This window comes from Paludibaculum fermentans, assembly GCF_051172195.1.
Lineage (GTDB): Bacteria > Acidobacteriota > Terriglobia > Bryobacterales > Bryobacteraceae > Paludibaculum > Paludibaculum fermentans_A.
This window is the reverse complement of sequence record NZ_JBPJAQ010000002.1, coordinates 601,399-614,058: the sequence shown is the minus strand read 5'-3', so window position 1 is coordinate 614,058 and position 12,660 is coordinate 601,399. Positions and strand designations below refer to the sequence as shown.

The 12,660-nt window shown below is 66.0% G+C and carries 10 protein-coding genes; 6 read left to right on the top strand and 4 right to left on the bottom strand.

Features of this window, described 5'->3' with window-relative positions; all coding sequences use genetic code 11:
• Window positions 1-28 precede the first annotated feature (28 nt).
• Complete coding sequence (locus tag ACR9Y2_RS29020) at window positions 29-1,180, bottom strand: lactonase family protein (protein ID WP_435045371.1); 1,152 nt, start codon at window positions 1,178-1,180, stop codon at window positions 29-31.
• Between the two features lie 57 nt (window positions 1,181-1,237).
• The gene (locus tag ACR9Y2_RS29015) at window positions 1,238-2,977 is read right to left on the bottom strand and encodes a hypothetical protein (RefSeq protein ID WP_435045370.1); all 1,740 of its coding nucleotides are present in this window, start codon (window positions 2,975-2,977) and stop codon (window positions 1,238-1,240) included.
• Window positions 2,978-3,075: 98 nt separating this feature from the next.
• On the opposite strand from ACR9Y2_RS29015, the gene ACR9Y2_RS29010 reads away from it, so the two are divergent.
• Genes ACR9Y2_RS29010 through egtD form a run of 5 tightly spaced genes read left to right on the top strand, consistent with a single transcriptional unit; the run spans window position 3,076 to window position 9,030 of the window.
• The gene (locus ACR9Y2_RS29010) at window positions 3,076-3,849 is read left to right on the top strand and encodes an ATP-binding cassette domain-containing protein (protein WP_435045369.1); all 774 of its coding nucleotides are present in this window, start codon (window positions 3,076-3,078) and stop codon (window positions 3,847-3,849) included.
• 2 nt (window positions 3,850-3,851) lie between these two features.
• Complete coding sequence (locus ACR9Y2_RS29005) at window positions 3,852-5,375, top strand: glycine betaine ABC transporter substrate-binding protein (RefSeq protein WP_435045368.1); 1,524 nt, start codon at window positions 3,852-3,854, stop codon at window positions 5,373-5,375.
• 34 nt (window positions 5,376-5,409) lie between these two features.
• On the top strand, window positions 5,410-6,810 hold the full coding sequence (locus ACR9Y2_RS29000; RefSeq protein ID WP_435045367.1) for an FAD-containing oxidoreductase: 1,401 nt from the start codon (window positions 5,410-5,412) through the stop codon (window positions 6,808-6,810).
• A 3-nt stretch (window positions 6,811-6,813) separates the two neighbouring features.
• Complete coding sequence (locus tag ACR9Y2_RS28995; RefSeq protein WP_435045366.1) at window positions 6,814-8,058, top strand: SUMF1/EgtB/PvdO family nonheme iron enzyme; 1,245 nt, start codon at window positions 6,814-6,816, stop codon at window positions 8,056-8,058.
• Window positions 8,059-9,030 carry an L-histidine N(alpha)-methyltransferase gene (gene egtD, locus ACR9Y2_RS28990; RefSeq protein WP_435046341.1) on the top strand — a complete coding sequence of 324 codons (972 nt, stop codon included), beginning with the start codon at window positions 8,059-8,061 and terminating at the stop codon, window positions 9,028-9,030.
• Window positions 9,031-9,036: 6 nt separating this feature from the next.
• Here egtD and ACR9Y2_RS28985 read toward each other — a convergent pair whose 3' ends face one another.
• On the bottom strand, window positions 9,037-9,912 hold the full coding sequence (locus ACR9Y2_RS28985) for a GNAT family N-acetyltransferase (protein ID WP_435045365.1): 876 nt from the start codon (window positions 9,910-9,912) through the stop codon (window positions 9,037-9,039).
• A 73-nt stretch (window positions 9,913-9,985) separates the two neighbouring features.
• On the opposite strand from ACR9Y2_RS28985, the gene ACR9Y2_RS28980 reads away from it, so the two are divergent.
• Window positions 9,986-11,164 (top strand): RCC1 domain-containing protein, encoded by a 1,179-nt coding sequence (locus ACR9Y2_RS28980; RefSeq protein WP_435045364.1) that lies wholly within the window; start codon window positions 9,986-9,988, stop codon window positions 11,162-11,164.
• On the opposite strand, the gene ACR9Y2_RS28975 is transcribed toward ACR9Y2_RS28980, so the two are convergent.
• Window positions 11,161-12,633 (bottom strand): SDR family oxidoreductase, encoded by a 1,473-nt coding sequence (locus ACR9Y2_RS28975; protein WP_435045363.1) that lies wholly within the window; start codon window positions 12,631-12,633, stop codon window positions 11,161-11,163. The genes ACR9Y2_RS28980 and ACR9Y2_RS28975 overlap by 4 nt on opposite strands.
• Between the last annotated feature and the right edge of the window lie 27 nt (window positions 12,634-12,660).

Below are 12,660 nucleotides of genomic sequence, written 5' to 3'. Positions count from 1 at the left end.
TGATGGGCACGCTGCCCATCTCCTGGCGCTATGCCCCGCGCCCAAACGTGATCGAGACAGGACTCGGCGTCTGCACCACCGCACCCGTCGAGGTCAGCTTGCCGCTGGACGGATCCACCTGCCAGCTCACGATCGTGTCCGATTGCTCGTTGGCCGCATAGAGAAACCGCCCCCCGGGCGCCATGCCGATAAACCGCGGGATCCGGCCTCGCGAGGCTTCCCAACCCTGCACACTCAACAGCCCCGTCGCCGGATCCGCCGCATAGACCACCACGCTGTCGTGTCCGCGATTCGAACAGTAGACATGCCGCCCGTCCGGCGCCACTTCGATCTCTGAGGGCGTGTTCTCCCTCGTGTAGTCAGCCGGCAGCGTCGGCAGGATTTGGGCGGCCTTCATGTGCCCGCGCTCCGCCTCCCACATCCACGTCGCGATCGTACTGTTGATCTCGTTCACCACCCACAGCACAGGCAGCCGCGGATGAAAGGCCGCATGCCGCGGACCCGACATCGTCCGTGCCACGCCGGCGCCTTGCGCGGTGGGCGTCAACCGTCCGGTCTTCTGGTCGAACCCGAAGACAAAGAGGCGATCCAGGCCCTTGTCCGGCACCACCACGAAACGCCCGCCAGGCTCAAAGAGGATCTGGTGCGGATGCGCGCTGGCCTGCTCCACCCGGTGCGGTCCCGGAGTCCCCGGCAGTTGCACCACCTGCACCAATTCCCCCAGCCGCCCATCCTCCTGGACTCGCAGTACGCTCACGCCGCCGCTCGTATAGTTGGCGATTACCAGGAACCGCCCCGAGGCGTCCAGCGCCAGATGCACTCCGTTCACGCCGCCCGTGTCCACCTGGTTCAGCAGCGTCAACCGGCCCGTGCCCGGCTCCACCGCGATGGCCGAGGCAGACCCTTCGTCGCCATGCGCCGCATACAGGAATCGCTGGTCTTTCCGCAGCACCAGGAAGGACGGATTCACCAGCCCGCCCAGCACCTGCAGGGGGCTCCAGGCACCGGTCTCCTCGTCCACACGGAAGACGTGAATCCCGTCTCCCCGGGCGTAGCGCTTGGCAGAGGTATAGCAGCCCACATACGCGAACAGCGCTGAAGTGGGAGCCGCCATCGCCGCCAGGCCGGAGCCGGCCGCCGCCAGGAATCCGCGCCGCGTCCAACCAGAAGAAATCAGCATTTCACCTCCGGAAAGCACCAATCATACTGGGTTGGCAGCCCGCCCGCCTCGAACGACTCACACGCCCCGGATCGTGATCACTTTGCGAAAAGGCGTGTAGCCGGTGATGTAAATGCAGTTGCCAGCGGCCCGCAGCGCGGCCCCGTGCGCCTGGTACGTATGCCCGGAGAGGTTGATCACCTCATGGTCTGCCTGGCCCGGCCCAAACTCGATGCCATCGCTGCCCACGCGGTAGGTCCCCATGCCTTCCTTCAGGAAAGGCGACTGCCCTGCCCCGCCGCCGAACTGGCCGCCCGGCCGAAACGCCAGTTCCACCGCATACGGCACGCGGTCGTGCCCGGTCACCTCGATGTGCAGCTCGAACGCGTCCTGCTTCTCGACCACTGTCACCTTCTGCTCCAGCACCTGCACGTTGCTCACCCGTCTGTGCGGAAAATCCAGCTTGCTCCAGAACCGGCCGTCCCTGACGGGTGTGAGCGCATAGTCGCCGTCCGCCCGGCGATACTCCTTCGGCAGAGGCTGATAGTAGGGCGCCTCCAGCCGCTGGTGCAGCGCGATCCGGTCGCCCTCCATGGCGATACCCTGCGCACGGAACACCCCCAGGCTGAAGAACCGTCCGCCCATGCGCACCGAGTCGAGAATGGCCTTGCCCTTGCGGAAATTGAAGAAGGTGGGATTGTGCGCCAGCCCGGAGGCGATGCCCTGCGGCTGATCGTCGCCGCCAAAGACGGACGCGGCACGCTCACCGCGGCGGATGCGCACCAGTTGGCTGTTGGCAAAGACATGCCTGTAATCCGAGGGGATCGCGCCGCCCTCCGGCAGCGGCCTGCGCAACAGAGGCTCTTCCAGGAAATGCAGCACCGGATTCGCGCCTTCCACCAGCCCTTCTCCGGGCCGCTCCGCAATCATCCGCGCCACCGCCGCGAACGCAGGATTGCTGTCGTGAATCGCCATGTAGCGGTACTGCAGATAGAAGTTCACCGCATGCACCGGCCGGTCCTGGTCCTGGCGGCGGGAGTGGATGGTCTCCAGTTCCCCATCTGGCTGCATCAGATACAGATTCGCGACCAGGTGCCTGCGAACGGGCTCAAACTGCGCAGGCCGGTTCAGCAGCCGCGCCATGGTCAGGAACGCGTTCACCTCCACCCGCGCATAGTTCGGGCTGCGCTCAGGGAACTGCCCGTCCGCATCCTGGTAGATCCCTTCGCCCAGCCAGTCGTCGATGCGGTCGACATAGCGGGCGTCGGGAAACAGCGAGTGGATCCGCGCCAGCGCGGCGCAGACCACCCAGCGGTGGTTGGGTGTATGGATCCCGCCGGTCACCAGGGCGCCGCCCACCCGCAGCAGGAACTGGCGGAGCGTCTCTTCCAGCCGGGCCAGTCGCTGGTCCCTGCTACGGCGCGCGACCTCCAACGCCGCGGCCGTGGCCTCCACCACAAATCCCGTATCGGGCGGCGAGGAGAGATTGCCGGCATCCAGCAACCCGTCCGCGTCGAGGGCTGACAGGAACCCCTGCGCGGCGCGCTCCAGGCGCGGGATCAGGCGCTCTGATCGATGAAACGAGGATTCCGGTGAACAATACGCAGCCACCAGGGCAGCCAGTTCGCTGCCCCGCCCCAACCGCGGCGACGCAGCTCCTGCGGCCTGGCCCAGAATGCGCGCCACGGCTTCATCATTGGCCTGCAGCAGGCGCAGAAAGAAGCGCTGTCCTTCGTCCGGCTCGGCCGCCGCACGGGCGTCCTGCACCGCGACCGCTGCCAGCGTCCGCCCGATGACGTCTCTTCGCGTGATGTTCATAGTCCCTCCGGCCCGGCTCCCAAACGGCACCATCCTATCCTGCCGCACCAATCGGACGCATCGACTTTCGCTTCACCTGCATGCTAGACTGCCCCGTCATGATCCAGTTGGAGGCGCTCACACGGCGCTTCGACAGGCAAACGGCGGTAGATTCGGTTTCGCTGCAAGTCGCCGAGGGCGAGACACTCGTCCTGCTGGGCGGCTCGGGCTCCGGCAAGACCACCACGCTCAAGATGATCAACCGGCTCATCGAGCCCACCAGCGGCCGCGTGCGTCTTTTCGGTGAGGACGTGGCCGGGATGAAGCCCTATGAGCTGCGCCGGCGCATCGGCTATGTCTTCCAGCGGATCGGCCTGTTCCCGCACATGACGGTGGCCGAGAACATCGCCATCACCCCCACGCTGCTGGGCTGGGACGCCGCCCGCATCAGCGCGCGCGTCGACACGCTGCTGGAACTGGTCGAACTCGATCCGGCCATCTATCGCGACCGCCGGCCCGATGCCCTCTCCGGAGGCCAGGCCCAGCGCGTCGCCGTGGCCCGCGCACTCGCGGCCGAACCGCGTGTCATGCTGCTGGACGAACCCTTTGGCGCGCTCGATCCGCTGACGCGCGGCCGCCTGCAGCAGTCGTTCCTGCGCATCCGCCAGACACTCCAGCTCACGGCAATCTTCGTGACGCACGACGTCATGGAGGCCATCCTGCTGGGCGACCGCATCGCCGTGATGGCCGCGGGCCGGGTTAAGCAGATCGGCACGGCGAGAGAGCTCCTGGAACAACCCGCCGACGAATCCATCCGCGAACTGATCAACGCGCCCTGGCGCCAGGCCGAGATCGCCACGCAACGCCTCCACTCGGGCGATGGAGCTGCCTGATCGTGCACGAGCAACTGCAACTCCTGCCGGGTTACCTCTCCGCGCACCTGGGCCTCACGCTGGCGGCGATCCTCGTGGGCATACTCGTCAGCGTGCCGCTGGGTGTGCTGGTGGCAGGCTCCCGCCGGCTGGAGCCCTTCGTCCTGGGCACCGCCAGCGTCATCCAAACCGTGCCCAGCCTGGCCCTGCTGGCCTTCATGGTCCCGGCCCTCGCGGCGCTGGGCCTGCAAAGCATCGGCTACCTGCCCGCGCTCATCGGACTGTGCCTCTACAGCATCCTGCCCATCCTGCGCAATACCCTGGTGGGCCTGGCGAGCATCGACACCGCCCTGCTCGAGGCCGCGCAAAGCGTCGGCATGACCCCGCGCGAGCAACTCTTGCGCGTCGAACTGCCGTTGGCGCTACCAATGATCATCGCCGGCATCCGGACGGCCACTGTCTGGACCGTCGGCACGGCTACACTGTCTACGCCTGTGGGCGCACCCAGCCTGGGCAACTACATCTTCAGCGGCCTGCAGACCCGCAACTACGCGGCGGTCCTGGTGGGCTGCATCGCCGCGGCACTGCTGGCCCTGGCGCTCGATGGGCTCATCCGCGTGGTCGAACTGGGCCTAAAGCTGCGGCGGCGCGCATTCTGGCTCGGGGCGCTCCTCGTCTTTGCCGCGCTGGCTGCCTGGCCACTGGGCCGGCTGGTGAGCGCATTCTCAAGCCAGGAACAGAAGCCGGTCCGCATCGGCGCCAAGAACTTCACTGAGCAATACATCCTGTCGCGGATCCTTTCCGGCGTTGTCACCGCGAAGACTGGCCAATCCACGGAGTTGATCGAGTCACTGGGCTCCACCGTGGTCTTCGACGCGCTTCAAAATGGCCAGATTGACGTCTATGTGGATTACACGGGCACCTTGTGGGCCAACATTCTCGGGCGCAAAGACCGCCCCCCCAACCGGGCCGACGTGCTGGAACAGACGCGGCGCGGCCTTCACGACCGCTTCGGTGTCGAGCTCGTGGCCGCGCTGGGTTTCGAGAACGCCTACGCCCTGGCCATGAATGAAAAGCAGGCTGAATCGCTGTGGATCCGCAGGATCAGCGACCTCGCTCCGCATGCTTCGAAGCTGAGCCTGGGCAGTGATTACGAGTTCCTCTCCCGGCCGGAGTGGAAGGCCCTACAGCAGGCTTACGGGCTCGCGTTCCGGGAACAGCGGTCGATGGATCCGGCGCTCATGTACCAGGCGCTGCGCAGCGGCGGAGTCGACCTCATCAGTGCGTTCTCCACCGATGGGCGCATCGCTCCCTATCACCTGCGCGTGTTGGAGGATGACCGCGGAGCCATCCCGCCTTACGATGCCGTCATCCTCGTCAACGAGCAGTTCGCCCACGATCAACCGGAGGTCGTCTCGGCGCTGCGCTCGCTGGAGCACCGCATCGACGCCGGGCGCATGCGGGCCCTGAACGCCGAAGTGGATCAGAATGGACGCTCGCCCGCAGAAGCCGCGGCGAGTTACCTTGCTCGGAGTCCCGGCCAGTGAGCGGCGCGGCCCCGAATCGCGTTATCATCGGCGCATGGACCGGGCTGTTCTGGGGCAGTACGGCGCGATCATTATCGGAACTGGGCAGGCGGGACCTACACTCGCCGCGAAGTTAGCGGGCGCGGGACACAAGGTCGCCATCATCGAGCGTGCCAAGTTTGGCGGTACGTGTGTCAACACCGGCTGCATCCCCACCAAAACCCTTGTCGCCAGCGCGCGCACCGCGCACGTGGCGCGGCGGGCCGCCGACTACGGCGTCATCATCGACGGCTCAATCAGCGTCGACATGAAGCGTGTGAAAGCGCGCAAGGATCAGATCTCGGGCGCCTCGCGAACAGGCGTCGAACACTGGCTGAAACACACGGCCAACTGCACTGTCTACGAGGGCCATGCGCGGTTTATCTCGGATCATGAAGTGCAGGTGGGCGACACGGTCCTGACCGCCGACAGGATCTTCATCAACACCGGCGGACGGGCGTTCATCCCGCCCATTACTGGCCTGGATCAGGTGCCTTACCTCACCAACTCCTCGATGATGGACATCGACTTCCTGCCTGAGCACCTGGTGATCGTCGGCGGCAGTTACATCGGCCTGGAGTTCGCGCAGATGTACCGCCGCTTTGGCAGCAAGGTGACGGTGGTGGAGCGTGGTCCGAAGCTGATCGGCCGCGAGGATCCGGCTGTCTCCGACGCCATCCGCGAGATCCTCGAGAAGGAGCAGATCGACATCCGCCTGAACGCGGATTGCATCGCCGTGGCGAAGACGGCGCAGGGCGTGGAGGTCCGTGCCAACTGCGGCTCCAACGAGAATACCGTCCACGGATCCCACTTGCTGGTGGCCGTGGGCCGGCAGCCGAACACCGACGACCTGGGCCTGGAGAAGACGGGCATCCGGCGCGACAAGCGCGGCTATGTGGAAGTCGACGATCAGTTGCAGACCAGCGTACCGGGCGTATGGGCGATGGGCGACTGCAACGGCCGCGGCGCGTTCACGCACACCTCTTACAACGACTATGAGATCGTAGCCGCGAACCTGCTGGACAACGACCCGCGGCGCGTATCGGACCGCATCACGGCCTACGCGCTGTATATCGATCCGCCGCTGGGGCGGGCCGGCCTCACCGAGACGGAAATCCTGCGTTCGGGCCGCCCGGTACTGGTGGGCGAACGTCCCATGACTCGGGTTGGCCGCGCGAATGAGAAGGGCGAGACGCAAGGCTTCATGCGCATCGCGGTCGACGCGGAAACGAAACAGATCCTTGGCGCGGCGATTCTCGGCGTCGAGGGCGACGAAGCAATTCACTGCATCCTGGATGTGATGTACGCCAAGGCACCTTACACGGTGCTGCAGCGTGCCGTGCACATTCACCCCACTGTCTCCGAACTCATCCCCACCGTATTGGGCGAACTGAAACCACTCGAGAAAAACACGTAAACAATGGCAACCCAGGAAGCTGTTGCCCATGACCTCAAGACGCTCACCGGCCGGCTTCACCAGGCAAGAGAGGAGACGGATGCGCTCTTTCGAATCGTGCGGCCCGAAGCAGTTTACGACCGGCCGATCCCCGAGCGCCACCGGATCATCTTCTACCACGGCCATCTCGAAGCGTTCGACTGGAACCTGCTGAGCGGGCCGTGCGGCCTGGTCAGCACTCAACCCGAATTGGACCGGCTGTTCGCATTCGGCATCGATCCGATTGACGGGCAACTGCCCGCGGACACTCCGCGGGATTGGCCTCAGCCGGAGCAGGTGGAGGCCTATAAACAGCGCGTCCGCACTGCACTCGACGGGGCGCTGGAGCAGGTGCCCAATCCTGAGCTCCTGCTGAACGTCGCCATTGAGCATCGCCTGATGCATGCCGAGACGCTGGCCTACATGTTCCACCAGATGCCGTTTGAGCGGAAAGTACAGCGGACAGTGCGCCGAATACTGGACGCAGGCGCCTGGACTCCGGCCGTGGCGAATGTGCCCGCGGGCCCGGCCACACTGGGCTTGCGGCGCGACGGCGGGGTCTTCGGCTGGTGCAACGAGTTCGAAGAGCAGACCGTACCGGTGCCGGCGTTCCGCATCGACCGGTACAAGGTGAGCAACGGGCAGTTTCTGCAATTCCTGGAGGCGGGCGGGTATGACAACCGTGCGCTCTGGAGCGATGCGGATTGGGCCTGGAAAGCGGAGCACGGCATTGCGCAGCCCGCGTTCTGGGTGGCTCGCGGCGGCGAGTGGTGCTACCGGTCGATGTTCGACGAGCTCCCCTTGCCCCCGAACTGGCCCGTCTATGTCAGCCACGCCGAAGCGAGCGCCTATGCCCGATGGCAGGGCAAGCGCCTGCCCACTGAACCGGAATGGCAACGGGCGGCGGAGGGCTCGGCTGTAAGGCACAACGAACCTCCGCGCGACGTGTGGGACCCCTCGCCGGTAAACACCGGCAGCGAGCAGGTGGCAGGGCTCTTCGGCAATGGCTGGGAGTGGACCTCCACGCAGTTTGCGCCCTTGCCCGGGTTTCGGGCCTATCCGTTCTACCCGGGTTACTCGTCCGACTTCTTTGATGGACAGCACTATGTCCTGAAGGGCGGCAGCGTGCGAACGGCCGCCAGCATGTTGCGCGGCAGTTTCCGCAACTGGTTTCAACCGCGGTATCAATATGTCTACGCCGGCTTTCGCTGCGTGGGCTTGGAGGACTGAATCACCATGGCCGCAACAGCAACCGCCATCGCCCCCCAGGAGCAGTTTGCTTCCGACGTGCGCAGCGGGCTCGCCAAGCCGCGGAAGGAGCTGCCGTCCAAGTACTTCTACGACGCCCTGGGTTCCGCTTTGTTCGAAGCAATCTGCCTGCTGCCCGAGTATGGGCTGACGCGCGCCGACGAGCGTGTGCTCTCGCGGAATACGCGGGAGATTGTCGGCCGCATCCCGCATCCCGTGCTGGTCTCCGAACTCGGCAGCGGCAGCGGCCGCAAGACACGCCAGATACTGGGCGCGCTCTGCAAGCGCGGTCCGGTGTCGTATTACCCCATCGAGATTTCGCCGAAGGCCCTGGCGTCGTGCGCCGCGGAACTCGATGACATCGACTGCCTGAGCATCGTCGGCATTGAGCGGGAGTACCTGGACGGCCTGCAGACGGTGGCCGCCGCCCGGCCCCCCGGTGCGCACCTGCTGGTGTTGTTCCTGGGCAGCACGATCGGCAATTTCGATACAGGCGCCGATGCGAAGTTCCTGCGGGAGGTGCGAGGCAAGCTGCGGCCCGGCGACTCCCTGCTGCTGGGCACCGACCTGGTGAAGCGCGTCGACGTCATGCTGGAAGCCTACAACGACTCGCTGGGTGTGACGGCCGCGTTCAACCTGAACCTGCTCTCACGCATCAACCGTGAGTTGGAGGGCGACTTCGACCTGCACCAGTTCGAGCACCTGGCGCGCTTCAACGACGCCACTTCGAGCGTCGAGATGCACCTGCTGTCGAAGCGGCGGCAGATGGTCCATGTGCGCCAAAGCGGCCTTGTGACCACGTTCGAAGAAGGCGAGACCATCTGGACGGAGACCTGCCACAAGTACACCTGCCCGGAGATCGCGCGGCTGGCCGCGGCGGCCGGGTTCAGGGTGGAGGCGCAGTGGGTGGACGAGACATGGCCCTTTGCGGAGAGCCTGTTTGTCGCGGAGTGACCGCGGTCAGAACAGAATCGAAGGCAGCCAGGCTCCGGCCGGCTCCGTGTAGAGCCCGAGGCTCATCAGGTTCATCGGCTGCACCACGCGCAGGCCGTTATTGAGGCACCAGCGCAGCAGCGCACTGTTGCGGGCCGGCACGAGAAGGCCGGGGCCGCCGAACGATTCGGCGGATGCGATGAGGGCCTGCAGGTCGATATTGGTCTCGGCCGTGGAGTGGCCGAAGAAGGCAAGGCCGGACGTGTAGCCGGTGATGCGGCCGGCACGCTCGACGACGAGGGCGGTCTTCTGCTGGATGGCTTGGGCCAGTTCCGCGCCGCGCTCGAATCCATGCACCTGCTTCGACAGGCCGTTGCAGGCGTCGAGGTCGGCAGGCTGCGCGGGCCGGACCTCGCAGCCGGGCACCTGCCGCTCCAGCGGGCTGCCCTGCATGCAGGCCAACGGCTCCCTGATGTCGAAGCCGAGGCGCGTGTAGAGGGAAAACGAACGGTTGTGGAAGGCGGCCTGGACCAGGCGAACGCCGGCGGCTCCGCGTGCGGCAGCGCGGTCCAGCACGTCCTGCATCAGCTTGCGGCCGACTCCGAGATTCTGCACACCCGGGTCCACCGTAACGGGACCGATGCCGGCCACGATGGATCGTTCGTCCATGCAGTTGCTGCCCACCAGGCGGCCATCGACCTCCGCCACCACGCAATAGATGCCCGGGCTGGAGAACAGCATCGTGAGCAGGCCCTTGGGCGCTTCGGGGCTGGGAAAGTCGCACGGAAAGCCGTGTGCGGCATTGATCTTCGAAAAGGCTTCGTAGCAGATGGCGCCACACGCGGCGGCGTCTTCGCGCGTCGCGGCGCGCAAGGTGACTTCGTGGCTGGGAGATGTGGACAAGTTCGATGGCCCTCTTTCTGAACGAAAAAGTATAGCATTTGAAGCGCGTCCGGGCAGGGCGATAATGCAGGCTATGACCTTTCGGCGGATCTTCCTTTTCCTGGCTCCGGCGCTGCTCCTGTTTGCTGACCAGGGGCCGCGGTCCGTCGTCAAGATTACGGGCGAATTGCACAAGCTGGTGCTCTTCTCCGACGGTACGGTGGGCGGCTGGGGCGACATGCGGGACGGACAATTGGGACCGCGAGCCGGGCTGCCAAACTACCGGGGGCACATGACGGCCTTCGCGGCGATCGCCCTGCCGGAAAAGGCGATCGACATTGCAGTGGGCGACAGGTCGTCCTACGTGCTGCTGGCGAGCGGCAAAGTGCTGGCGTTCGGCCTCGGAATGAACGGTGAACTGGGGCGCGGCGCAGCCGGCTTGCCGGGATCGGAAGTCCCCGAGGAGGTGACGGGCCTGCAGGACGTGGCGCAGATCGCGGCGTCGGGCATGACCGCGTTTGCTGTGCACAAGGACGGGACAGTGAGCGCATGGGGCTCGCGCGGCTCCGGCAAGCTGGGCGACGGCGTATTCAACGCACGCTGGGGTGAATCCACTCCAGCGGCGCAGACACCCGTGCGCCTGCCGAATGTCGCGGGGGTGGTGCAGGTGAGTTGCGGCGCGCAGCACGTGCTGGCGCTGACTGCTGCGGGCAAGGTTCTCTCGTGGGGCGGAGCCGGCGCCAAGCTGGGGCGGACGCTGCCCGAGGGGGTTCGCATTGCCCTGCCGGAGGAGATTCCGGGCCTGGAGAATGTGGCCTCGGTGGCGGCCACGGCCGTGGCGTCGGCGGCCTTAAAGAAGGACGGAACGGTGTGGGTGTGGGGCTCGAACCAGCAGGCCGAGTTCGGGAATGGCCGGCGGGAGGACGACGAGCGGACGTGGAAGCCGGTGCGCGTGCCCGCTGTCATGAATGGGAAGGCGCTGGTCAACGGGCTGATCGGCCGGCATCTTCTGGTGCTGCTCAAGGACGGCACCGTGAAAAGCTGGGGTAATTCGGACTGGGGCCAGGCGGGCAATGGATTGACGGGGGAGGAACAGGCCACACCGGCGCTGGTGAAGATCAGCGGGGTGAAAGCGGTCTTCGCCGGAGGGAACCAGTCGTTCGCGGTAAAGCAGGATGGCACGGCCTGGGTATGGGGTTCCGGCGACCGGCGCGAATGGCCGCTGGCGGCGAATGCGCCGTTGCCGGTGGCGTTGAGTTTTCCGGTCCACTAGCCCGCGGGTCGCAGGGCGGCTTCTTCACGAGCCGCGATCTGAAGGGCGTCGCGCTGGATTGCGGCGAGCATGCCACGGAAAATGATGTCGTGGAAGGGGAGCACGGAGTACCAGTACAACAGGCCGAACAGGCCCCGAGGCTCGAAGAGGGCTGTTTGCCTTAGCGTACATTGGCGGGCGCCCGTGGCCTGGATCCGGAAGTCGAGCAGGGCTTCTCCGGGCAGCCGCATCTCCGCCCGCAAAGAGAGCGACTGATCGCGATCGACGCCGACGACCCGCCAGAAATCGAGCGCATCGCCATATCGTAAGGAGTCGGGATCGCGCCGCCCACGCCGCAGTCCGGGGCCTCCGGCCAGCCGGTCCAGCGCGCCGCGGATTCTCCACAACCAGCCGGCGTACCAGCCATGCTCGCCACCCAGACGGCACACGGCTTGAAACGCAGCCGGGGCCGGGATGTCGATGGTCACCGACCGCTCATCGCGAAAGACGGTGCCGCCCGACCAGTCCGGATCGCCCAGCATAGGGCCGGCCATGGACCAGTTCGTCTCCACCAGCCGGGACTCCACCTGGCTGAGGGCGGCCCGGATGGCTTCCCGCACATTCAGCAGTTTCTGAGGGACGAGATGGGTGATGCGGTCCTCGCGGCAGACCACTTCGTTCTTCAACCCTTCGGCGAGGGGCCGCGCGATGCTGCTGCTCAAGGGTGTCACGAGGTGGATCCAATAGGAGCTCAAACGTGGCGTCAGCACCGGTACGGGGATGATCCAGCGGCGCGCCAGGCCCAACTCTTCGGCCATGATCCGCATGATCTCGTTGTAGCGGAGCGTCTCGGACCCGCCGATGTCGAACGTCCCGCCGGCGCTTTCCGGCACAGCCAGGACACCCACGAGGTACCCGAGCACGTTCTCCACCGCAATCGGCTGGCACCGCGTACTGACCCATTTCGGAGTAATCATCACCGGCAGCCGTTGGACCAGATAGCGGAGGATCTCGAAGGAGGCTGACCCGGAGCCAACAATCATGGCGGCGCGCAGTACAGTGATCGGGACGCCGGTGGAGGCCAGGGCGGATTCGACGTCGCGCCTCGACGCCAGATGCTGGCTGAGATTGGGGCCGGTTTCGCCGAGCCCGCCCAGATAGATGATGCGAGCCACGCCCGCGGCCGAGGCTGCCTGCGCGAAGGCTTCGGCCAACTGCAGGTCAAGCTGAGCGTAGGCACCCTTGGCTGACATCATCGAATGCACGAGATAGTAGGCCGCGGTACAGCCGGAAAGTTCCCGGGTGAGAGCCTGGGCGTCGGTCAGGTCGGTCCTGCGGATCTCGACTCGCGGGTCTGCGGCCCACTGGCGGCCCTCGAGTTTCCTGGGCGTGCGGACGAGGCAGCGCAGGGAGTGTCCGGCCTCGAGCAGCATGGGGGCCAAGCGCCCGCCAATGTAGCCAGTGGCCCCGGTGATGGCGATGCGCTGCATATTTACCCCGCTGGCCGAGTGTAGCGT

What these genes read in the sequence shown, in the direction of transcription:
- ACR9Y2_RS29020 (WP_435045371.1), bottom strand. Translation starts at nt 1,180, where the DNA reads ATGCTGATTTCTTCTGGTTGGACGCGGCGCGGATTCCTGGCGGCGGCC.
- ACR9Y2_RS29015 (WP_435045370.1), bottom strand. Translation starts at nt 2,977, where the DNA reads ATGAACATCACGCGAAGAGACGTCATCGGGCGGACGCTGGCAGCGGTC.
- ACR9Y2_RS29010 (WP_435045369.1), top strand. Translation starts at nt 3,076, where the DNA reads ATGATCCAGTTGGAGGCGCTCACACGGCGCTTCGACAGGCAAACGGCG.
- ACR9Y2_RS28995 (WP_435045366.1), top strand. Translation starts at nt 6,814, where the DNA reads ATGGCAACCCAGGAAGCTGTTGCCCATGACCTCAAGACGCTCACCGGC.
- ACR9Y2_RS29000 (WP_435045367.1), top strand. Translation starts at nt 5,410, where the DNA reads ATGGACCGGGCTGTTCTGGGGCAGTACGGCGCGATCATTATCGGAACT.
- ACR9Y2_RS28980 (WP_435045364.1), top strand. Translation starts at nt 9,986, where the DNA reads ATGACCTTTCGGCGGATCTTCCTTTTCCTGGCTCCGGCGCTGCTCCTG.
- ACR9Y2_RS28975 (WP_435045363.1), bottom strand. Translation starts at nt 12,633, where the DNA reads ATGCAGCGCATCGCCATCACCGGGGCCACTGGCTACATTGGCGGGCGC.